Origin of the sequence: Pseudomonas sp. 29, from assembly GCF_002754355.1 — a bacterium.
Lineage (GTDB): Bacteria > Pseudomonadota > Gammaproteobacteria > Pseudomonadales > Pseudomonadaceae > Aquipseudomonas > Aquipseudomonas neuropathica.
Genome location: NZ_PEEY01000001.1, coordinates 3,666,672 through 3,687,097, shown reverse-complemented (window position 1 = coordinate 3,687,097; position 20,426 = coordinate 3,666,672). Strand labels below are relative to the sequence as shown.

Below are 20,426 nucleotides of genomic sequence, written 5' to 3'. Positions count from 1 at the left end.
AGCCTGATCCAGCACATCGGCGGCGCCGCCGGGAAAATCCTCGCGACCTCGCAGAGTTCGACCCGCGTCTCAAGCGACATGGCCGAAGCCGCCGGGCGTCAGCGTGAAGCGGTCGACATGGTCTCGACCGCGTTCCACGAAATGGTCGCCACCGCTAACGAAGTCGCGCGCTCGTGCAGTCAGGCAGCGGACTCCGCCGACAGCGGCCAGCGTCAGGCCCGCCAAGGCCAGCAACAGATTGATGCGGCGGTGCACAGCGTCGATCAACTGAGCCAGGAGCTGGAGCAATCGGCGCAGTCAATGCAACAACTGGAGCGCGACAGCAACGATATCCAGTCGATCCTCGGCACCATCCGCTCCATCGCCGAACAGACCAACCTGCTGGCGCTCAACGCCGCCATCGAAGCAGCTCGCGCCGGTGAACAGGGGCGCGGTTTTGCCGTGGTGGCGGATGAGGTGCGCGCCCTGGCCAAACGCACGGCGGATTCGACGGCAGAGATCGATGGTCTGCTCGGCAATCTGGCCAAGCGCACCAGTCAGGTCACACAACAGATGCACGCCAGCCTGCAGGTCTCGCAGCAGTCGGTGACGCGTATCGGCGAAGCGCGCGAGAGTTTCGGGCAGATCCGCGAGTCGGTGGACGTGATCCGTGACATGAACACGCAAATCGCTACCGCCGCTGAAGAACAGCATCAGGTGGCTGAGGACATCAACCGGCACATCAGCCAGATTCACGGGGATGCGCAGTTGGTGGCAGAACTGGCCAACTCGGCGCGTCTGGATTCGCAGAGTCTGGCGGGGTTGTCGAATGAGCTGGATGGGTTGGTCAGACGGTTTCGTACCTGAACCTCAACAGCCACCCTCACCCCAGCCCTCTCCCGGAGGGAGAGGGGGCTGACCGAGGTGTCTGGCGTTATGCATCGACCTGAAATACCGCGTCGATTATGGACTGGCAGAATTCTCCAAATCGGTTCGATTCTGGATTCAGCACGACTCTCTCAGGTCGGCGCACCTCTGAAGCATCCCCCAATCGGTCCCCTCTCCCTTTGGGCGGTCCGACGTTTCGGGAGGGTTAGGGTGAGGGGCTCTTTCAGCGTCAGCGTTCGATGATGGCGGTGACGCCCTGCCCACCCGCCGCGCAAATCGATATCAACCCCCTGCCCTTCCCCGCTGCGTCCAGCAACTTCGCCAGGTTCGCGACGATGCGCCCACCGGTCGCCGCAAACGGATGCCCGGCCGCCAGCGAACTGCCCTTCACATTCAGCCGGCTACGATCAATCGAACCCAGCGGCGCATCAAGGCCCAGACGGGTTTTGCAGTATTCGGGATCTTCCCAGGCCTTCAACGTGCACAGCACTTGCGCCGCGAACGCTTCATGAATTTCGTAGTAGTCAAAATCCTGCAAGGTCAGCCCGTTGCGTGCCAGCAACCGTGGCACGGCATACACCGGCGCCATCAGCAGCCCTTCGGCGCCGTTGACGAAATCCACTGCCGCCGCTTCGCCATCGCGCAGGTACGCGAGGATCGGCAAGCCGCGTTCCTTCGCCCACTCTTCACTGCCGAGCAGCACCACAGACGCGCCATCGGTCAGCGGCGTGGAGTTGCCTGCCGTCAACGTGCCTTTCGCGCTTTTTTCGAAGGCGGGCTTCAGCGTCGCGAGTTTTTCCAGGGTCAGGTCCGGGCGCAGATTGTTGTCGCGGGTCAGACCAAGGAACGGTGTCATCAGGTCGTTGTGCCAGCCCTCGCTATAGGACGCAGCGAGTTTGTGGTGGCTTTCGAGGGCCAGTTGATCCTGATCTTCACGCGGGATGTTCCAGGTCTGCGCCATCAGTTCGCAGTGCTGCCCCATCGACAGGCCGGTGCGCGGTTCACCGTTACGCGGAAATTCCGGGATCAGGTGTTGCGGCCGCAACTGCAGTAAGGTTTTCAGCTTGTCGCCGGTGGTCTTGGCGCGGTTGGCTTGCAAGAGGATTCTGCGCAGGCCTTCGCTGACACTGATCGGCGCGTCCGAGGTGGTGTCGACGCCACCGGCGATGCCGCTCTCGATCTGGCCGAGGGCGATCTTGTTCGCCACCAGGATCGCCGCTTCCAGGCCAGTGCCGCAGGCTTGCTGAATGTCGTAGGCGGGCGTCGCCGGGGACAGACGCGAGCCGAGCACACATTCACGGGTCAGATTCATATCTCGTGACAATTTCAGCACTGCGCCCGCCACCACTTCGCCAATGCGCTGGCCGTGCAGGTTGTAGCGTTCGATCAGGCCTTCGAGGGCGGCGGTGAGCATCGCCTGATTACTCGCCGTGGCGTACGGCCCGTTGGAACGGGCGAAGGGAATGCGGTTACCGCCGATGATCGCGACGCGGCGCAGCTGACTCATGAATAACTCCTTTTCCGAAGGTTTGAATTCACGCCGATCCCCTGTAGGAGTGAGCCTGCTCGCGATAGCGGTGGGTCAGATAAACATTTCTTGACTGATACACCGCTATCGCGAGCAGGCTCACTCCTACAGGGGGTCAGCTGTGTTTCTGACTGTGGGTTCGGCAACACAAACGCCGGGGGCAAACTACTCTGCTGTTCTAGCGTAGGCCTTATTGCGTGGATCGAACGATTGATTGCCATCGGTAGTCCACACTTTGAACCCCAACTTCTGGAGAGCGTTCCATGTCTGACCGCTATATCGACTTCGCCAACTCGTCCATCGGCCATCGCCTGGTCGGGGCGCTGGGCCTGCCGTCGCCGGTGCGGCTGGAACGCTGGCAGGCCGGGCGCCTGCGGCCGGTGGAAGGGGCGCTGCTGATCGGCGGCGGGCCACTGGCGGAGCGCGTCAGTGCCTTCGCCAACCGTTTGACCGACGGCATCTACCGTTACGGCGAACAACCGGCAACCGCTACCGAATGGATTCCCGGCCACGGCCCGAAACTCAAAGCCGTGGTGTTCGACGCCAGCGAGTTGCTGCATACCGACCAGCTCAAGCAACTGCGCGAATTCTTCCAGCCGTTGATGAAGAATCTTGAGCACAGCGCCCATCTGGTGATCCTTGGCCGTGCGCCGGAAACCCTCAGTGATCCGTTTGCTGCCAGTGCGCAACGAGCGCTGGAAGGGTTTTCCCGTTCGCTGGCCAAGGAACTTCGCAGCGGCGGCACGCTGCAACTGATCTACGTCGGTGAGGGCGCCGAAGATCAACTGGAAGGCCCGCTGCGGTTTTTCCTCTCGCCGAAAAGTGCGTTCGTGTCCGGGCAGGTGATTCGCCTGACAGCTTGTGCGACGCCAGTGACTGACTGGACCCGGCCGCTGGCCGGACGCAAGGCGCTGGTCACTGGTGCGGCTCGCGGTATCGGCGCATCGATTGCCGAAACCCTGGCGCGCGACGGCGCCGAGGTGATCCTGCTCGACGTGCCGCCGGCGAAGACCGATCTGGAAGCCCTTGCCGCCCGCCTCGGCGGCCGCGCGATTACCCTGGATATCTGCGCCGCCGACGCCGCCACGCAATTGATCGAACAACTGCCTGACGGCCTCGATATTCTGGTGCACAACGCCGGCATCACCCGCGACAAAACCCTGGCCAATATGACCCCGGAATTCTGGGACGCGGTGCTGGCGGTCAACCTCAACGCACCGCAAGTGCTGACCCAGGCCCTGCTCGACAGCGGCACGCTGCGCGACAACGCGCGGGTGATTCTGCTGGCCTCGATCAGCGGCATTGCCGGCAATCGCGGGCAAACCAACTACGCCGCGAGCAAGGCCGGGCTGATTGGTCTTGCGCAAGCCTGGGCGCCTACGCTGCTGGAACGTGGGATCAGCATCAATGCCGTCGCCCCCGGTTTTATCGAGACGCAAATGACTGCACACATTCCGTTTGGCCTGCGTGAGGCGGGCCGACGCATGAGTTCGCTCGGTCAGGGCGGTTTACCGCAAGACGTCGCCGAAGCCGTCGCGTGGCTGGCGCAACCGGGCACCGGAGCATTCACCGGGCAGGCGCTGCGGGTCTGCGGACAAAGCGTTCTGGGGGCTTAGGCATGAGCATCGAATGGCATACGCTGGATCGCGAACCGAGCCTGCCTGGGCTCTACGCACGGGCGGCGACGCGACGCAAAATCACCGGCACCCAATTACCCGACAGCGGCCTGCGCTGTTGGGTCGATGTCGATGGCCAACGCCTGGCGGGCTATCGCAAGGTCTGCGGATTCGTCGATGACGGTCTGTTGCCGCCGACCTATCCGCACATCCTCGCCTTTGCATTGCAGATGCAATTGCTCACCGCCAAAGCCTTTCCGTTCCCGCTGCTGGGGCTGATTCATCTGAGCAACCGCATTCGCGTGTTGCGCCCGATGGGCGGGATCGGTCGGGCGCAGGTCAGCGTGCGCGTGACGAATCTGCAAGCGCATCCCAAAGGTGCGACGTTCGATCTGCTGACCACCCTGGATGATCAGCTCGGGCCGCTGTGGGAAGCGGAAAGCCAGATGCTCTGTCGCGGTGTGAAACTTGAGGGCGAGCCGGCCGAGCAGACCTGGGAGCCGTCGCAATCGCTGGTGGAGGTGGCGCGCTGGAAAGCCCCGGCCGATATCGGTCGGCAATACGCCAAAGTGTCCGGAGACTACAACCCGATTCACCTGAGTGCGGCCAGTGCCAGGTTGTTTGGCTTTCCAACAGCGATCGCCCATGGTTTGTGGAACAAGGCGCGGACCCTCGCGGCGCTGAACGATCATTTGCCCAAGGCCAACCTTGAGATCGCCGTGCACTTTCGCAAACCGGTGCGCCTGCCCAGTGAGGTGACCCTGCTGGCGAGTGCGGCGGGGTCCAGTGGTGAGTTGCGGCTGATCGGTGCGCAAGACCTGGAGCATATGGTCGGGCAGTGGCAACCGATTGCCTGAGCACGCGGGATACCGTTAATTGTGTGTATATAACTTAAGTTTTCGCCGTCCTTCCGCCTTCCGCTGAAAAAACCATGGCCTTGATTATCAAGGCCTTTTTTTGTCCGGCTATATCCTGGGTATTAGTCCTTAGGCGCTGAACTTCACCTTATATATAAAGGCGTTAATACCAACTTGAGAATGGCCTGAAACCTGCCTCTGGACTGAGATTGAGCACAACGGGCGAAGGCATCACCGACAACAGATCGGCGAGCCATCGAAGACAACGAACGTTGTGACAGGTGCAAGGAATCTCAATCATGAAAACTCAAGATGTGTGGTGCAAATCGGCAATAGCTCTGGCATTGATTCTCTCCCTCGGCCTCGCCGGCTGCAGCAGCGGCGGTGGCGGCCATCACAGCAGCTCCGGCAGTTCTGCGGCGGACGGCACCGCTGGCACTGGCGGCACCTCGGGTACTGGCGGTACGGGCGGCAGCGGTGATACTGCAGGCACAGGCGGAACCGGCGGGACCGGGAACACAGGTGGTACTGGCGGAACCGGTGGCACCGATCCGACCAATCCAACCAACCCGACAGACCCAACGGATCCGACCAACCCGACCAATCCGACCACCACACCGCTGGTGACCACCACCCTGGTGCAGGATGTCGGTAAGACCGTCGCTGGCGTCGGCGATGGCGTTGGCCAGATCGGCGACTCGCTGGGTACCGTACCGGTGGTCGGTGGTGTGGTGCAGAGTGCGGCCAACACCGCAGGCAATGTTGTCAGCACCTTGGGTGATGGCGTCGCCAATGGCGTAGGCAAACTGGCCACCGACCCTAATGGCCTGACCACCACCGTTGCTTCGGTTGGCGGTGTAGTGACGGATGTTGGCAACGGCGTCTCCGACCTCAGCGCCAAGCTGTCCACTGCGACGGGCAGCGTACCGGTGGTGGGCGGTGTGGTGACCAAAGTCGCGCCGCTGCTTGATGGTGTCGGCGAGAAAGTCACCATGCTCGGCAATACCCTCGACACCACGCTGACCAGCGGCCCGACCAGCCAATTGACGAACAAACTCGGCGGTAGTCTGGTGCCAGTGATTGCGATGGTTGAAAGCACCACGGACAAACTCGGCGCGACCACAGGTCTTGGCGATCCACTCAAAGGCGTGGTTGCGCAAGTCGGTGGTGCGGTGAACACACTGGGCGGCAATGTTACCGATGCGGGTAACGGCAACGCCTTGACCAACACACTCGGCGGCGCGTTGAGCGATACCGGCACCGCAGTCGCCAAGGCCGGTGGTCTGGTGTCCAACGGCACTGGTTCGGGTACTGGTGGAGTGGGCGGTGGCCTCGGTGGTACTGGCCTGCTGCAAACCGTTGGCGGCGCGGTGGTCAATGTCGGCTCAGGTCTGGCGGCAGGCAACGGCACTCTCGCAGCGCCTGGCAACGTCCTCGCAGCGGCCGGCAACACAGTGGCTTCGCTCAACACCGTACTCGGCGGTTCGGGCACCCCGATCACCGCAACCACCTCACCTCTGGCCACGGTTGGCGGAACCTTGGGGGCAGGCCTGAACCCGGTCACCAGTGGCGTTACCAACGTGACTCAGCAACTCGGCGCCGCTACCGGTATCGGCTCACCTGTTGCAGGTCTCACCGGCCAGGTGGGCGGCGCGGTCAGCAGTATCGGCGGCAGCATTGCTGCGACCAACAACCCGGTCACCACCGCAGTCGGTGGTCTGGTCAGCAACGTCGGCGGCACCGTCGCCGCCGTCGGTGGCCTGGTTAACGGCGGTACCAGCGGGGGTACCACCAGTGGCGGTCTGGGCGGTGTACTCGGTGGTCTGACTGGCACTCTGGGAGGCAACACACGCTAAATTGCACCTGGCCGATTCGACGGCCTCACCTACAGCGCCTACGCTTGGTTGAGGGCGGAAGATTCCCACGAGTCTTCCGCCTTTTTTCTTAGGAAAATTCAGCCCAGTGCCGTGATCTGACCATGGAGTGTCCTATGCGCGTAATGGCATCCCTGCTGTTCCTCAGTCTCAGTTCCGCCGCCCTCGCCGACACCCTGCCCAGCTTTCTCAACAGCAACGAAACCATCCGCAATCTGCCGGTGCCGAACCTGCCGGCCGACGCCTATCGCCCAAGCGCCACGCCGGTGCAAGTACCGGACGCTGGTGCCGCCACTGCGCAACCGCTGTTGATGGACACCAAGATCAAACTGCAAACCGTGCAGATCGAAGGCGGCACCCTCTACCCGCTCAACGAACTCGCCGAAATCTATAAGCCCCTGATCGGCCGGCAAGCCACGCTCGCCGAGCTGATCGAGGCCACGCGCAACATCACCCGACGCTATCAGCAGGACGGTTACCTGCTGTCCTACGCGTTCTTGCCGCAGCAAAATTTCAATGACGGCGTAGCGCGCGTGGTGCTGGTGGAAGGCTACGTCCGCGATATCCAGATCCAGGGCGATGTCGGCCGGGTCAAAGCGCTGCTCGACAAACTGGCGGCGAAGATTCAGACCGAGCGGCCGCTGACCCGCAAGACGTTCGAGCGCTACACCACGCTGATGACGCGCATTCCCGGGGTGACGATCCAGGCCCAGGTGCCACCGCCCGGCACCACCGACGGCGCCACAACGCTGGTGGCCCAGGCCAGTCGCAAACCCTTCACCAGCACGCTGAGCACCACCGAAGACAACCGCAACGGCACCCAGGCCCTGCTCGGTGTCAGCAGCAATTCGCAAACCGCGATGGGCGAGCAACTGACCCTCAGCGGCCTGTTTCCACCGGGTGACGATCACGAACATTACTACCGGCTCGACTACAACCAGTTCCTCAATGACGAGGGCGCACAACTGGCGCTGTCGGCTTCACGCTACCGTGCTGACCCCGGCACCAATGTCCTGCTCGACAATGGCCTGCAACTCAAACCGCACCGCGAAAACGACCGCTACTCGATCGGTTTCACCTTGCCACTGATTGCCGCCTCCAACGAACTGCTAACGGCCGGTTCAAGGCTTTACGCGGTCAACGACAAGACCCGCTACAAGGTAATCGGCTTCCCGCTGAGTGTCGAAGAACGCACCGACATCCGCGCCCTCGCCTTCGAGAGCGACTGGCGCAAGGCCGATGCCCGCCAGTTGCGGATCCTCAGCGGCGGCGTGTACCAGGGCCTCGACAGCATGGGCGCGAAAACCAACAACAACGCCATCGACCTCGACTTCTTTCGCCTGCGCCTGTCTGGCGTACAGAGCGACAAGTTCCTCGACAACTGGCAAGGGGTGCTGTCGGCCGCGCTGTACTGGAGCGACGATACCCTGCCCGACAGCGAGCGCGCGGTGTTCGGCGGGCAGAACTTCGGTCGTGGTTATCCCGACGATCAAGCGTCCGGCGACAAGGGCTGGGGCGTGGCGTACGAGGTCAACTACAGCTTCAACCGCGACGGCAACTGGGTACGCATCCTGCAACCGTATGTCGTGCTTGATCGCTCGCGCAGTTGGTTCAACGAATTGCCGGTAAAGGCCAACAACCTGTCATCGGCGGCGATCGGGCTACGGTTTGGCGATGCCAAGTACTACAACATTGCGCTGGAAGCGGCGAAGGCGATGTCGGATGAAGCACTGGACACGTTCAATCGCCGGACGCGGTACAGCATTAGTTTCAGCTATCAGTTGTAGGGCCGGGATTGCACCCCGACCGTGAATCAAAACAACGATGGGAGCGAGCCTGCTCGCGAAAGCGCTGGATCAGCCAACAAATCTGTCGACTGACACACCGTCTTCGCGAGCAGGCTCGCTCCCACAGGTTTTACGTGATGCGGATCAGAACGCGTAACGCACCTTCGCGGTAAAGCCGTCGGCATTGAAACCGCTGGCCGTTACGTAGTTGTACGAACCGCCGACACTCCACGCGCCCATCCGGTAGTTGGCGCCCAGGCCCAGTTCATAGCTGTCACGCACAGGTGTGGTGCCACGGCTGGTGAATGAATCGCCGCCGAGTACGAACGATGAGGAGGTCGCAACCTTGTCGCCAATCACGTCATGCCAGGCCATGACTTTCGCCTCAGGCTCCAGACTGCCGGTGCCGAGCGCAAAATCGGCGGCCAGGCGCGCACCGAAGCCCATCTCACCGACTTCGTAACGCTGGCCGCCGACATTCAGCGCTGCCGAACTGCCCTTCTCGCGATAAGAATCCATGCCGACGTTGGCGTAACGCGCACCGACCTGCGGCTCCAGCACCACACCCGGGGTCAGGCGCAGGGTATAACCGGCCAAGGCGCTAACGCCGAATACATCGCTGTCGTAATCGCCTTTGGCGCGGGTGCCGGCGATGTAGCGTTTGGATTCGTTGTCGTTCCAGCCGTACATCAGCGAAGCGTCGACAAACCAGTTGTCACGCGTCCAGTTGCTGTAAACCGTCAGCGCATGGCCGGTCACTTTGGTTTTGCTGCCGAGATCGGATTTCACATCGGTGTCGAGGTAGCTGTAAGCCAGACCGATCGATGTGTCGGCGGTCAACTGACCGTCGGCACCAACGGCAACCCCGTGGCTATCGGCGTCATAACCGGCGACACCGCGACGGGCATCCTGGTCGGCATCGCTGCTGAGGGCTTGCAGCCAAACGCCTTTTTCCAGGCTGCCGATGGCGGTGCGTGCACGATTGGCGCGGCCGTTGATCACGTCAGAAACCAGCGTCTGGCTGTTGGTGGCGGCGTGCAGCACGCCACGGCTGACGTCCGGACTGAGTGTCTCGGCCAGCCGCGCCAGTTGCGTGTTGGTGCTGGCGTTGGCAAACGCCTGGAACACCGGATCCTGTTCACCAAGACGTGACATCAGCGAGGCCGACAGTCCGACCAGAGCAGAAGCAGCGTTTTGGCTGCCACCGGCATCGAGGGTATTTTGTGTTAACACATCTTGCGACTTGGTGCTGACCAGCGCCTTAACGTCGTTGCCCTCAACGCCATAGCTTTTGACTTCGAGCAATGCCGAGGTCGACTCGACCGTAAGGTTTTCGCCGCCGATCAGATTGCCAGAACGGATCAACGTGTAACGGTTGCCGCCAGCGGCCGTGCGAAAATCGCTAGAGCGCGCCTGCAATTGCAGGTGTCCGCCCGGCGCGATCTCGGTGGTGCCGGTGACCGTCAGAATCGCCCGGTTGATGTCGGTGTCATTGCCGACCGACATCGCGATATTCGAGTCCGCTTCCTCCATGTCCAGATTGCCGATGATCGTGGTGTGAGGCTGCATCAAGGTCAACGTGGCCTCTTGAATGGCCACATAACCGGACTTGATCACCGAGCCATAGAAGTCGACCTCACCATCGACCGACATCCCCGACAGCCCGAGCAAATCGCCTTTGACGTCACCGCCCCACCAATACAAATAACTCGTCCCATCGTCCACTTGAATGGCCGCCGTCGAGCCTTCGACCAAGCCTCCCCCCAAGGTGATATTGAATGAGCCTTGCGCCGCTGGTTGATTGCTCACATGGATGCCAATGCTCTCGCCGGAAATGGTGCCCCTGTTGAAAAGGCTGTAGGCGGTATTGCCAGGCTGGGGTACAAACGCCGCCCCGTTCAACGTCAAACCTTCCGCGCCACTGCCAGTGGCCTTGATCGTCGAGGCGTTGAAGATCGGCATGGACTGCGAGGTGTTCTCCAGGTAAATGCCACGAGCGTTGTTACCGCTGACGATGATGGAGCCACCGGCATCGTTGGTCACGCCGTAGCCCATGGTCGTGCCGATCAGCGAAACCCCTGTGGCGTTATTGCCGGAGACGTTGATAGCACCGGTGTTGTTGAAGTTGCCGGTGATCGGCATGTCCTTAATGGCAATACCCGTCGAATCCCCATTGCTGGCCAGACCATTGACCGTCACCGAACCCTGGTTGGTGAAGTTCGAGTCCAGCTCGACCCAAGACACCCCCGCCGACTTGATGTCGATCCCGACACCGTGGGTGGCACCATCAATAGTGATCGCGGCCTTGTTGATGATTTCAGCATTGACCCTCGAACCGGAGAATTGAGCGGCGCTGGTCATGGCCGATGGCGAGCTCTCGGCGACGTTTACTACACCGACGAGGTTCAGGAAGTCATAAGTCTGGTTGACGCTGACCAGAGGTCCGCTACCCAGATCGTAATTGAGCGTGACAGCCCCGGTAACCGGAGCGTTGACAGCGGAAGCCGCAACAGAAAGCGCCAGCAAAGAGCGGCGCAGACAAGAAGTATTCAAACGAGAGTCCCTTCGAAAACATGAAAAACAGTTTCAGCAGGGTTCACGTACTCATACAGGCATCCCTACCGGCCCGCCATGTGTCCTGGCTCGGGCGCGGGGAATCTACAGGAGCCATCATTTTGATACCACCAAAAAGTCAAAGAGATGGCGCCAAATTCTCAAGAACCCGACCAGCAGTCGAACCGCCATCGCGAGCAGGCTCACTCCTACAGAAGAACAAAAGCAATGCACCAACCCCCGCATCACCTCTGCCCTTCACCACTCAACAGGATGAGCGTTAGCTCGGCTGCAGCTTTTGATCTTGACTCACCGGCCGCGTCGGCAGGCTGAGTGGAGGGATTGATCCGGGGGTGGGAGCGTAGCGACCGTTTGGCGAAGCCAAACACAGCGAGAGGAGGTGCAGCGAAGCAAACCGTAGGCGCTGCCCCCGGATCGATCCCGGAGCGAAGGAACCCCGAGCCTCAGCGAGTGGGCCGAACGTTGCGGCAAGCCTTTTTGGGTACTTTTTCGGCGTCTGGAAAAAGTGCCTCGCCGTAAGGGCGAAACCGCCAGCTGCAACACCCAAAAAAACGGATATTCACCCAAAACACCCAAAGCACGGTCGGCCCAGAGGCCGCCGAGTTCAACCTCAGCCAACCTGAACCTTAGGCTTGGGAAACAAATTATCCAAAGTCTCCAACAACCTGACGTAATAAATCGGCTTGCGAAACAGATCCACCACCTGCAACCGCAACAAATCACTGACGTCTTCCATATCCGCATGCCCCGACATCACAATCACCGGCAAATGCTGCCGAGAAGTATGCTCACGCAACCTCTTGATCAACGACATCCCGGACTCCTCCGGCATACGCAAATCAGTAATCACCAGCGCGATATCGGGATGGCGAGTCAGATGATGCAACGCCAGCTTCACCGACGTCGCTGTATGACAGACAAACCCCTCCCCCTCGAGCAACTCCGCCAGCTCCAGCAACGCGTCCTCTTCATCGTCAACCAGAAGCAACTGTTGGCGCGGCAGCGAGGAAGCAGTCATGGGCAATCCCTGAAAACTGAAAGTGAACCCGAGTGTAGCCCGACATCAGCCGGGCATTGAGCTTCGTTCAACTCAGGGTGTCGCGGGTGGCGTCTGCACCGTCGATCCGCCCAACGCGACCAACAGATTATCGAACATGATTAACACTCGGCCACCCACAGGCGTAACGAACACAATGACCACCACAGCGACCATCGCCACCACAATCGCATACTCGATGGCCGATGCAGCGTCATCATCGGCCAGGAAACTGCGGGCACGAATCATCAGATATTCAAAAAGCATCGCAGTTCTCCTCCGTCATCAGGGTCGGGTCACGGTTTGGCCGCCAAGTCCGGTCAAGATGCTGTTGAAGTAGAACAACACTCGATTACCGAGGGGGGTCACAAATGCCACAACCACAACGGCCACCATCGCCACCACGATCGCGTACTCGATAGCCGATGCCGCCTCCTCGTTTCTGAACAACAGACGCACTCTGGCCATCAAGTAATCAACAATCATCTGGAACATACATCCACTCCTTCGCGCCTCTGGCGCCGATGTCGCACTACAGCGGCAAGGTTCCACCGTGCCATTTGAGCATTGTCAACAAACCCCCACCCAACAACTGTAAGAACGGATTAACCGGAAAGTATTAATCCAATCGTGTTTTTGCCATCGGCTGCTGTTAATTGGCCAAGACTCATACTTTCGTGAGTTATTTTCCTGTCAGTAATGGCGTTTTGGCTTGGATCAGCTAGCGTGGAAATAGCGAAATAGTTGCATGTTCATAGCTGCCGGATTGGGAACTTCTCTCGTTAGCAATAGCAGTGGGTAGTGCAGCAGGAAAGGGAGAGCCGTCATGAACAGTCGCGTCACCATGGGCCTTGCAGCCATCCTGTTATTGGGAGCCATTTTTGTCGGTTACTGGGGACTGGTACTCAGTCGTCAACCAGCGCCCGTCGCCGTCGCCCCCGTCGCCCCAACTGTCACTGTTGAAAAAACTGTCGCGATCGCCGAAGACCAGACCCGCCAACCCGTGGTGGTGCTGCTGCACGACGTGCCACCCTTCACTGCGCTGACCGCCGCCGATGTAGCGGTGGAAAAACTGCGCAGTGCACCGGCGGGCAGCTTGAGCACTGTCGATCAGGCCATTGGCCGCACACCTTGGCGGCACCTCAGCGCCGGCACCTGGCTGAACGATGAAAGCTTCACCGCCGGCGGTTCACTGGCACGCATGATTCACAGTGACGAACGCGCGCTCACCGTGGCTGTTGACGAAGTGATCGGTGCCGCCGGGCAACTGATTCCCGGCGATTACGTCGATGTCTTGCTCTACCTGCGCCAGGATTCCAGCAACCTCGAACAGTCGGCACAGATCGTTTTACCGGCCATGCGTGTGCTTGGGGTGGGTGACCAGTACGGCCTGACCAACGACGGTCAACCGGCCTCGCCGGCCCTGAGTGCAGACGAAAAACTCAAACAGGATCAACGCCGCGTCGCCGCGCGCACCGTGGTGCTGGCGGTGCCGGAGCAACTGCTCAGTCGCCTGATGCTCGCCACCCAGGCCGGCACCTTGCGCCTGGCCGTACGCAGCAGTGAAGAGCAGCGCCTGGCCAAATACTGGGCCGGCGAAAACCAGTCCACGGCCCATCTCGACACCGCCAACCGACAACTCTTCCAGTTCAACCAACTGGCCATGGGCACCGCACCGAAAGCACCGTCCAGTGGTGGTTCCGGTGGCGCCGCACGGCCTGCCGTGGAAATCATTCGCGGCAACCAGATCACCCAACAAAACCCATGACTGCGCAAGGATCCAAGGGCATGCAGAGTCGTTTCAGGCCGACATTCAAACCCATGCTGCGCGCCCTGTTACTGATGGGCCTGTCGATGGACGCTGCGTTCGCGGCAGTCGGCAATTGTTCGGCACTGGGGCGCATGCCGCCAGTGATCGAAATCGGCGAAGGGTTTCAGCAGGACGTGCAGTCCCCCGTGGCGATCACGCGTCTGGCCATCGGCGACCCGAAAATCGCCGACGTCCACGCCAACGGCAGTTCGTCCTTTCTGCTCACCGGTGTTGCACCAGGCGCCACCAGCCTGATGGTCTGGACGTCGTGTTCGAGCGAGCCGCGCCAGAGCATGGTGTTCGTTCAGGGCGCCGCCACCGCCGCGCTGAACAGCAGTCTGCCGTCGGATGATCCGAACCTGCCGTCGCAAGTGCAGACCGACATTCGTTTCGTCGAAGTCAGCCGCACCAAACTCAAGCAAGCCACCGCCTCACTGATCGGTACGCGCGGCAATTTCCTCTTCGGTTCGCCCGGCACCCTGCCGCCGATTGACGGGGTGCCGCAGCCCCGCCTGCCGGTGGACAACTCGCTGTTCAACTTCTCGTGGATCGGCGGCAAGACCATGGCAATCATCAATGCCCTGGAAACCAGCGGCTTCGCCTACACCCTCGCGCGGCCAAGTCTGGTGGCGTTGAACGGGCAGAGCGCAAGCTTTCTGGCCGGCGGTGAAATTCCGATTCCGGTGCCCAGCTCCGGCAGCGACAGCGTGTCGATCGAATACAAGGAATTCGGCATCCGCCTGACCCTCACGCCGACCATCATCGGTCGCGACCGCATCGCGTTGAAGGTCGCCCCGGAAGTCAGCGAACTGGACTTCAGTAACGCCGTACAGATCGCCGGCACCACTGTGCCGGCGCTGACTATCCGCCGCACCGACACCAGCGTGTCGCTGGGCGATGGCGAGAGTTTCGTCATCAGTGGCTTGATCAGCACCACCAACAGCTCGCAGGTGAACAAGTTTCCCGGCCTCGGTGACATCCCGGTGCTCGGCGCTTTTTTCAAAGGCTCGCAGATCAAGCGCGAAGAGCGCGAACTGCTGATGATCGTCACCCCGCACCTGGTGCAGCCATTGGCCGCCGATGCCCAGTTGCCGTCGTTGCCCGGGGAAAAACTGCGCAATTACGACCCGAACTTCTACCGCATGTTCTTCTTGGAAAACGGCAATTTCGACAAGCGCAGCGGGTTATCGCAATGAGCCAGAACCTGAGCCAGACCTTTCTCGCCATCACCCGCAACAGCACCGATCTGGAGTGGCTGCAGGGCGCGCTCGCGCCGCTCGGCCAAGTGGTCAGCGCCGGTGGCGGCAGCCTGGATGAGCTGCTGGCGTTGGTCGACGTCACCTTTGCCAGTCTGGTGTTCGTCGGCCTGGATCGCGAACACGTGGTCGCCCAGAGCGCGTTGATCGAAGGCGCGCTGGAAGCCAAACCGATGCTGGCGATCGTGGCCCTCGGCGACGGCATGGACAATCAGCTGGTGCTCAATGCCATGCGTGCCGGGGCCCGGGATTTTGTCGCCTACGGTTCGCGCTCCAGTGAAGTCTCCGGGCTGGTGCGACGCTTGAGTAAACGCCTGCCGCCCGTGGCGCCGAATACGCAACTGGGCGGCCTTACGGTCATGTATGGCGTGCAGAGCAGTTCCGATGGCGCACTGTTGGCCAACCATATGGCCCTGGTGGTGCAAAAGAGCGGTCAGCAAACCTTGCTGCTCGATCTCGGTCTGCCGCGCGGTGACAGCCTCGCCCTGCTCGGGCTGGAAAGTTCGTTTCACTTTGGCGATGCCCTGCGTCACTTGCGCCGGCTCGACGCCACGCTGATCGACAGCGCCTTCACCAGCGCTGAAGCCGGCTTGCGCATTCTCGCCTACGCCAGCAACGACGAGCCGCTGGAAAACACCAGCGCCGCCGAGCTGTACATGTTGCTCAGCGCCTTGCGCCAGCACTTCCAGCACATCGTCGTGAACCTCACCGGGCAGACCGACAGTGAAGCCTTGCGCACCTTTGTCAGCCACTGCGACAAGTTGCTCTGGTACACCGACCAGAACGTGCTCAACTGCCGGCGCAACCTCGCCGTGCTCAATCTGTGGCGGGAAAAAGGCATGAAGCTCGACCACGGGCGGCTGCTGATCGACCGCTACCTGAGCAGCGTCGCGCCCAATTCGGAAACCCTCGGCAAGACCTTCAATCTGGAAGTGATCGCCACGCTGGCCCTCACTCCAGAAGTGCGCCTGAACGCGAAAAACCAGGGCGTCAGCCTGTTCGAACTGGCCCCGCGCGAAAAACTTACCCAGAGCCTGCGCACCCTCGGTGAGCGCCTGGCCAAACGTTCCGAGGGTCTGGCCAAGCCCAAAGTCACCTGGTTCGACCGCTTGCGAGGCACCTCATGAGCGCAGAAAAACTCTTCGGCGCTGCGCCCCGCAGCAGCGGCGGCAACAGCGATCACGAAGGCCTGAAACTGGTCCTGCATCGGTACATCATCGACGCCCTCGAAGAGTCGGGAAAAAACCTGCTGGAAGGTTCTCGTCAGCAACTCGCACAGTTCGTCACCGACAAGGTCGCCGAGTACATCGCCCGTTTGCACTTGGCGATTTCCCGCTACGAAATGGAGCGCCTGGCCGAGGAGATCGTCGACGAACTCACCGGTTTCGGTCCGCTGGAGGTGTTGCTGCGCGATCATTCGGTGACCGAGATTCTGGTCAACGGCCCGCATCGGGTATTCATCGAACGCGACGGTGTGCTGCACCAGAGTGACCTGCGGTTTATCGATGCGCATCACGTCGAACGCGTGATGCAGCGCATCCTTGCACCACTCGGACGGCGCCTCGACGAGTCCTCACCGATGGTCGACGCACGCCTGCCCGATGGCAGCCGGGTCAATGCGATCATTCCGCCGATTGCCCTCGACGGCCCCTGCCTGTCGATCCGCAAATTCCGCAAGGACATGCTTAAAAGCAGCGACCTGATCGCCATGCAAACCGTCGACCTGTCGATCTTCGAGTTTTTCCAGGATGCCGTCGGCAAGCGCTGCAACATCCTGATCAGCGGCGGCACCGGCACCGGCAAGACCACGCTGCTGAATATTCTCAGCCAGTTGATCAACCCGCACGAACGTCTGGTGACCATCGAAGACGTCGCCGAATTGCAGCTCGGCCACCCCCACGTGGTGCGCCTGGAAACCCGTCCGCCGAATGCCGAAGGCCATGGTGAAGTGAAGGCCAGCGACCTGATCCGCAATGCCCTGCGGATGCGCCCCGACCGGATCATCCTCGGCGAGATCCGCGGTGTCGAAGTGGTCGATGTACTCACGGCGATGAACACCGGCCACGACGGTTCGATGAGCACCGTGCACGCCAACAACGCCCAGGATGCCCTGCTGCGCCTGGAAACGCTGGTCGGCCTGACGGGTCGCTCCATCGCCGAGCGCACCCTGCGCCAGATGATCTGCGCCGCCCTCGACGTGATCATCCAGCTGACGCGCATGCCTGACGGGCGCCGTTGCGTCAGCGAGGTCGTGGAAGTGGTCGGCATTCGCGAAGACGTTTACGTCACCAATACTCTGTTCCGCCTCGACCGCCGCAGCGGTTTCGGTTTCCTGCGCGAAGCCGTCAATCCGGCCGGCGACAAGCTGCGCCACGAGACACATCTGGGCTGACGGCAAGGAGCATCGAGCATGCTGGGAGCGATCATTCTCATTGTTATCTGCCTGACGCTGCTGGGGCTGTCGATTCGCCTGTTTTTGCAGGGTCTGCGCAAGACCGCCACGGAAAAAGTGCTCAACCGTCTCGCCGCCGGACAACCGCAACCGGCGCCGGAAAAACCTGTGTGGGTCGGACTGGAGCGGATGTTTCTGCGTGCCGGACTGGGCCGCCCGACCGAGCGTTTCGGCCTGTGGCTGAGTCTGTGGGCGCTGGCGATAGCGCTGGGGTATTTTCTTGCTGACTGGATCGGCCTGCTACTGATGATCGTCATACCGCCACTGCTGTTGCGGCTATACATCGCCATTCTTTACCAACGCCGGATCAAACGCATGATCGAGCAACTGCCGCAGTTGCTTGATCACACCGTGCGTAGCCTGAAGTCCGGACGCACCCTGAGTGACGCGGTCATGGGCGGCATTGAAGCCAGCGAAGATCCGCTGAAAAAAGCCATGGGCCGGGTCCAGCGCAACGTGCAACTGGGGGTGAACCTGCCCGATGCAGTCAGTGATTTTGCCGAGCTGTATGAACAGGATGAACTGCGCATGTTCGCCCTCGGCCTGAAGGTCAATCATCGCTACGGCGGCAACGCCAGCGAGCTGCTGGAGAACCTGATCAAACTGATCCGCGAACGCGACCAGGGCGCCCGCCAACTGCGCGCCCTCACCGGCGAAACGCGCATGACCGCGTGGGTGCTCGGCTCATTGCCGCTGCTGCTGGTGAGTTACTTCATGCTGACCAACCCCGGCTACATGCTCGGGATGTGGAACGACGCCAGTGGTCAGCACATGTTGATCAGCGCCGCCGTGCTGCAAGTGGTCGGCAGCCTGGCGCTGTGGCGCATGTTGAGGAGCGTCTGACATGGTCTGGCTCGCGGCACTGATGTTGCTGCTCGGCGCCTTGATGCTGGTGATCAATCACCTGCTGATGGAGCGGCGCCGGGTGCGTCAGATCAATCAGCGCCTGCAAGGACAACTGGTACGCGAGAACCGCTTCGGCAGCTGGTTGCGCGCGCTCGGCAGCAGCAAGTTCGGTCAGCGCTCGGTGAGCATCGACAGCGAAACCCAGACCCTGCTCAACCGCATCGGCTGGCGCCGGGCCAATGAACGCGCGCTTTTTGCGGCCTGCCAGATCGGCACGCCGCTGCTAACGTTGGGTTTGGCAATTTTTCTGCAAGAGGTGTTTTTCCCCCAGGCTGACAACCGCTGGATCGTGCCGATGCTCGCTACCGGCGGCGGTTATCTGCTGCCTAAACGCCTGCTGGCCTACGCCGCAGCACGGCGGCAGAAAACCATCTCAGTGGAGGTTTCGACGTTTATTCCGCTGCTGCGCATCCTGTTCGAATCCGGCATGGCAGTCGAACAAGCCCTGCGTGTACTCAGCATCGAAGCGCAAAAACTGCTACCGGAACTGACCAGCGAACTGCGCCTGATCCTGACCCGTGTCGACTCTGGCCTGGAACTCGGCCAGGAGTTGAACAAAGCGGCGGTGATGCTCGCCGTGGACGAATTCAGCGACACCTGCGTAATCCTCCAGCAACTGATTCAACAGGGCGGCGGCGCGATGAAATCGCTGCTGGCGCTCAAGCAACTGCTGGATGACCGGCGCCTGACGCGCTTGCAGGAGTACATCTCGAAAATGTCGGCGAAGATGTCTGTAGTGATGATGCTGTTTCTGTTTCCGGCACTGCTGATCGTCCTCGCTGGCCCCGGTTTCACCGCGATAGCCCGGGCGTTCGCAAACTGACCTTGCTCATGGAGAGCGTTTGATGAAAGTACTGATAGTCATGGCAAGTCTGTTGCTGCTCGGCGGTTGCGCCACCGACGGCCAGGCACCCTGGACAGCGCTGCTGGCACCGAGCAATTGCAGCAAGATGACCCAGGAGCAAGAGCTGGCCCTGAACCTCGCGGACGATCTGGCCAACGACGGCAAACTGCACGCCAGCCTGGCTAACCTGCAAAGCCTGCCGGACAACATCAGCGAAGTGCGCCTGCGCAAAGCCAAGGTCTATCGTCTGCTCGGCCGTAGCGAAGCCGAGCCGCTGTACCGCGGCCTGCTCGGCGGCTGCCTGACCGCCGAAGCCGAACACGGCCTCGGTCAGCTCTACGCTGCTCGCGGCGACAACGGCCAAGCCCAGGCCCACCTGCAACGCGCCGCGCGCCTGGCCCCCACCGACGAAAAAATCCGCAACGACCTGGGCGTGGTCTACCTCAACCAACTGCGCCTCAACGACGCCCGTTTCGAGTTCCTCACCGCCATCGAACTCAAGCAGAACAACCAACTGGCAACCCTGAATATGGTCACCCTGCTGCTGTACCAGAACGATTGGCCACAGGCCGCCGAAATCGTCAGCCGCGCCAAACTGACCCCGCAACAATTCACCGAAGCCCAGGAACGCGCAGAAAAACTCAAAGCCCCGGTCAAGGCCAAACCGGCCACGAGCAATCAAGTGGCCGCCGTCGCTGACCCGTTGCCGTCATCGCTCAAATAAGGAGACAGCCATGAACCCCTTCAAAGGCCTGTGCTACCTGACCCTGCTCAGCCTGCCCCTCAGCGCCGCCGCCATCGACGCCGGCCCCGCCTCGGCGCAACAACAGGAAACCGAAGGCTGGCTGGTCCTGCAAAGCCGCAACAAAGCCGCCTCCCCCAAACCCCAAACGGCGACTGCGACCGAACGGGATTTGGCAATGCAGCGCTGGCTGAGGAAGTACAAATATGAGATTCCGGATTTTTATGATCCGGATGCGGGAGGGAAGATCGAGAGCAAGAATTAGTGATGGGGTGAC

At 61.2% G+C, this 20,426-nt stretch carries 18 protein-coding genes; 13 read left to right on the top strand and 5 right to left on the bottom strand.

Annotation, left to right across the window (positions count from 1 at the left end):
* The first annotated feature begins 78 nt into the window (after nucleotides 1-78).
* Nucleotides 79-846: a methyl-accepting chemotaxis protein gene (locus tag CLU80_RS30695; protein ID WP_371748302.1), complete on the top strand. Its 768-nt coding sequence runs from the start codon at nucleotides 79-81 to the stop codon at nucleotides 844-846.
* A 250-nt stretch (nucleotides 847-1,096) separates the two neighbouring features.
* Here the strand turns inward: CLU80_RS30695 and CLU80_RS16970 are convergent, their stop codons facing one another.
* Nucleotides 1,097-2,374: an acetyl-CoA C-acetyltransferase gene (locus CLU80_RS16970; protein WP_099757911.1), complete on the bottom strand. Its 1,278-nt coding sequence runs from the start codon at nucleotides 2,372-2,374 to the stop codon at nucleotides 1,097-1,099.
* Between the two features lie 284 nt (nucleotides 2,375-2,658).
* On the opposite strand from CLU80_RS16970, the gene CLU80_RS16960 reads away from it, so the two are divergent.
* The 4 genes from CLU80_RS16960 to CLU80_RS16945 all read left to right on the top strand — a co-directional run bounded on the left by CLU80_RS16960 (nucleotide 2,659) and on the right by CLU80_RS16945 (nucleotide 8,529).
* Entirely contained in the window at nucleotides 2,659-4,011 is a 1,353-nt protein-coding gene (locus CLU80_RS16960; protein WP_099757910.1) for a 3-oxoacyl-ACP reductase, read from the top strand.
* Nucleotides 4,012-4,013: 2 nt separating this feature from the next.
* Nucleotides 4,014-4,868, top strand: a complete 855-nt coding sequence (locus tag CLU80_RS16955; RefSeq protein ID WP_099757909.1) for a MaoC family dehydratase — start codon at nucleotides 4,014-4,016, stop codon at nucleotides 4,866-4,868.
* A gap of 299 nt (nucleotides 4,869-5,167) precedes the next feature.
* A complete protein-coding gene (locus CLU80_RS16950) occupies nucleotides 5,168-6,724 on the top strand; it encodes a collagen-like triple helix repeat-containing protein (protein ID WP_099757908.1) in 1,557 nt (518 codons plus the stop codon).
* Between the two features lie 134 nt (nucleotides 6,725-6,858).
* Nucleotides 6,859-8,529: a ShlB/FhaC/HecB family hemolysin secretion/activation protein gene (locus CLU80_RS16945; RefSeq protein ID WP_099757907.1), complete on the top strand. Its 1,671-nt coding sequence runs from the start codon at nucleotides 6,859-6,861 to the stop codon at nucleotides 8,527-8,529.
* A gap of 144 nt (nucleotides 8,530-8,673) precedes the next feature.
* Here CLU80_RS16945 and CLU80_RS16940 read toward each other — a convergent pair whose 3' ends face one another.
* The 4 genes from CLU80_RS16940 to CLU80_RS16925 all read right to left on the bottom strand — a co-directional run bounded on the left by CLU80_RS16940 (nucleotide 8,674) and on the right by CLU80_RS16925 (nucleotide 12,634).
* Nucleotides 8,674-11,082 carry an autotransporter family protein gene (locus CLU80_RS16940; RefSeq protein WP_099757906.1) on the bottom strand — a complete coding sequence of 803 codons (2,409 nt, stop codon included), beginning with the start codon at nucleotides 11,080-11,082 and terminating at the stop codon, nucleotides 8,674-8,676.
* A gap of 631 nt (nucleotides 11,083-11,713) precedes the next feature.
* The gene (locus tag CLU80_RS16935; RefSeq protein WP_093430277.1) at nucleotides 11,714-12,121 is read right to left on the bottom strand and encodes a response regulator; all 408 of its coding nucleotides are present in this window, start codon (nucleotides 12,119-12,121) and stop codon (nucleotides 11,714-11,716) included.
* 72 nt (nucleotides 12,122-12,193) lie between these two features.
* Entirely contained in the window at nucleotides 12,194-12,406 is a 213-nt protein-coding gene (locus CLU80_RS16930) for a Flp family type IVb pilin (protein ID WP_093430276.1), read from the bottom strand.
* Nucleotides 12,407-12,424: 18 nt separating this feature from the next.
* Nucleotides 12,425-12,634 carry a Flp family type IVb pilin gene (locus CLU80_RS16925; protein WP_175559555.1) on the bottom strand — a complete coding sequence of 70 codons (210 nt, stop codon included), beginning with the start codon at nucleotides 12,632-12,634 and terminating at the stop codon, nucleotides 12,425-12,427.
* Between the two features lie 331 nt (nucleotides 12,635-12,965).
* On the opposite strand from CLU80_RS16925, the gene cpaB reads away from it, so the two are divergent.
* Genes cpaB through CLU80_RS16885 form a run of 8 tightly spaced genes read left to right on the top strand, consistent with a single transcriptional unit; the run spans nucleotide 12,966 to nucleotide 20,414 of the window.
* Complete coding sequence (gene cpaB / locus CLU80_RS16920; protein WP_099757905.1) at nucleotides 12,966-13,907, top strand: Flp pilus assembly protein CpaB; 942 nt, start codon at nucleotides 12,966-12,968, stop codon at nucleotides 13,905-13,907.
* A gap of 20 nt (nucleotides 13,908-13,927) precedes the next feature.
* Nucleotides 13,928-15,145 carry a type II and III secretion system protein family protein gene (locus CLU80_RS16915; RefSeq protein ID WP_093430274.1) on the top strand — a complete coding sequence of 406 codons (1,218 nt, stop codon included), beginning with the start codon at nucleotides 13,928-13,930 and terminating at the stop codon, nucleotides 15,143-15,145.
* Entirely contained in the window at nucleotides 15,142-16,332 is a 1,191-nt protein-coding gene (locus CLU80_RS16910) for a CpaE/TadZ family protein (protein ID WP_099757904.1), read from the top strand. Before CLU80_RS16915 ends, CLU80_RS16910 begins: the two co-directional genes overlap by 4 nt.
* Entirely contained in the window at nucleotides 16,329-17,597 is a 1,269-nt protein-coding gene (locus CLU80_RS16905) for a TadA family conjugal transfer-associated ATPase (RefSeq protein WP_093430272.1), read from the top strand. Before CLU80_RS16910 ends, CLU80_RS16905 begins: the two co-directional genes overlap by 4 nt.
* An 18-nt stretch (nucleotides 17,598-17,615) precedes the next feature.
* The gene (locus CLU80_RS16900; protein ID WP_099757903.1) at nucleotides 17,616-18,500 is read left to right on the top strand and encodes a type II secretion system F family protein; all 885 of its coding nucleotides are present in this window, start codon (nucleotides 17,616-17,618) and stop codon (nucleotides 18,498-18,500) included.
* A gap of 1 nt (nucleotide 18,501) precedes the next feature.
* Nucleotides 18,502-19,386, top strand: coding sequence for a type II secretion system F family protein (locus CLU80_RS16895; protein WP_099757902.1), 885 nt, complete (start codon nucleotides 18,502-18,504; stop codon nucleotides 19,384-19,386).
* Between the two features lie 22 nt (nucleotides 19,387-19,408).
* The gene (locus CLU80_RS16890; protein ID WP_093430269.1) at nucleotides 19,409-20,131 is read left to right on the top strand and encodes a tetratricopeptide repeat protein; all 723 of its coding nucleotides are present in this window, start codon (nucleotides 19,409-19,411) and stop codon (nucleotides 20,129-20,131) included.
* A 10-nt stretch (nucleotides 20,132-20,141) separates the two neighbouring features.
* Nucleotides 20,142-20,414 carry a DUF3613 domain-containing protein gene (locus tag CLU80_RS16885; protein WP_099757901.1) on the top strand — a complete coding sequence of 91 codons (273 nt, stop codon included), beginning with the start codon at nucleotides 20,142-20,144 and terminating at the stop codon, nucleotides 20,412-20,414.
* The last annotated feature ends 12 nt before the right edge of the window (nucleotides 20,415-20,426 follow it).

Excerpts from the sequence above, each read along its gene's own strand:
- CLU80_RS30695 (WP_371748302.1), top strand. The coding sequence starts at position 79 with ATGGCCGAAGCCGCCGGGCGTCAGCGTGAAGCGGTCGACATGGTCTCG.
- CLU80_RS16970 (WP_099757911.1), bottom strand. The coding sequence starts at position 2,374 with ATGAGTCAGCTGCGCCGCGTCGCGATCATCGGCGGTAACCGCATTCCC.
- CLU80_RS16960 (WP_099757910.1), top strand. The coding sequence starts at position 2,659 with ATGTCTGACCGCTATATCGACTTCGCCAACTCGTCCATCGGCCATCGC.
- CLU80_RS16955 (WP_099757909.1), top strand. The coding sequence starts at position 4,014 with ATGAGCATCGAATGGCATACGCTGGATCGCGAACCGAGCCTGCCTGGG.
- CLU80_RS16950 (WP_099757908.1), top strand. The coding sequence starts at position 5,168 with ATGAAAACTCAAGATGTGTGGTGCAAATCGGCAATAGCTCTGGCATTG.
- CLU80_RS16945 (WP_099757907.1), top strand. The coding sequence starts at position 6,859 with ATGCGCGTAATGGCATCCCTGCTGTTCCTCAGTCTCAGTTCCGCCGCC.
- CLU80_RS16935 (WP_093430277.1), bottom strand. The coding sequence starts at position 12,121 with ATGACTGCTTCCTCGCTGCCGCGCCAACAGTTGCTTCTGGTTGACGAT.
- CLU80_RS16930 (WP_093430276.1), bottom strand. The coding sequence starts at position 12,406 with ATGCTTTTTGAATATCTGATGATTCGTGCCCGCAGTTTCCTGGCCGAT.
- CLU80_RS16925 (WP_175559555.1), bottom strand. The coding sequence starts at position 12,634 with ATGTTCCAGATGATTGTTGATTACTTGATGGCCAGAGTGCGTCTGTTG.
- cpaB (WP_099757905.1), top strand. The coding sequence starts at position 12,966 with ATGAACAGTCGCGTCACCATGGGCCTTGCAGCCATCCTGTTATTGGGA.
- CLU80_RS16915 (WP_093430274.1), top strand. The coding sequence starts at position 13,928 with ATGCAGAGTCGTTTCAGGCCGACATTCAAACCCATGCTGCGCGCCCTG.
- CLU80_RS16910 (WP_099757904.1), top strand. The coding sequence starts at position 15,142 with ATGAGCCAGAACCTGAGCCAGACCTTTCTCGCCATCACCCGCAACAGC.
- CLU80_RS16905 (WP_093430272.1), top strand. The coding sequence starts at position 16,329 with ATGAGCGCAGAAAAACTCTTCGGCGCTGCGCCCCGCAGCAGCGGCGGC.
- CLU80_RS16900 (WP_099757903.1), top strand. The coding sequence starts at position 17,616 with ATGCTGGGAGCGATCATTCTCATTGTTATCTGCCTGACGCTGCTGGGG.
- CLU80_RS16895 (WP_099757902.1), top strand. The coding sequence starts at position 18,502 with ATGGTCTGGCTCGCGGCACTGATGTTGCTGCTCGGCGCCTTGATGCTG.
- CLU80_RS16890 (WP_093430269.1), top strand. The coding sequence starts at position 19,409 with ATGAAAGTACTGATAGTCATGGCAAGTCTGTTGCTGCTCGGCGGTTGC.
- CLU80_RS16885 (WP_099757901.1), top strand. The coding sequence starts at position 20,142 with ATGAACCCCTTCAAAGGCCTGTGCTACCTGACCCTGCTCAGCCTGCCC.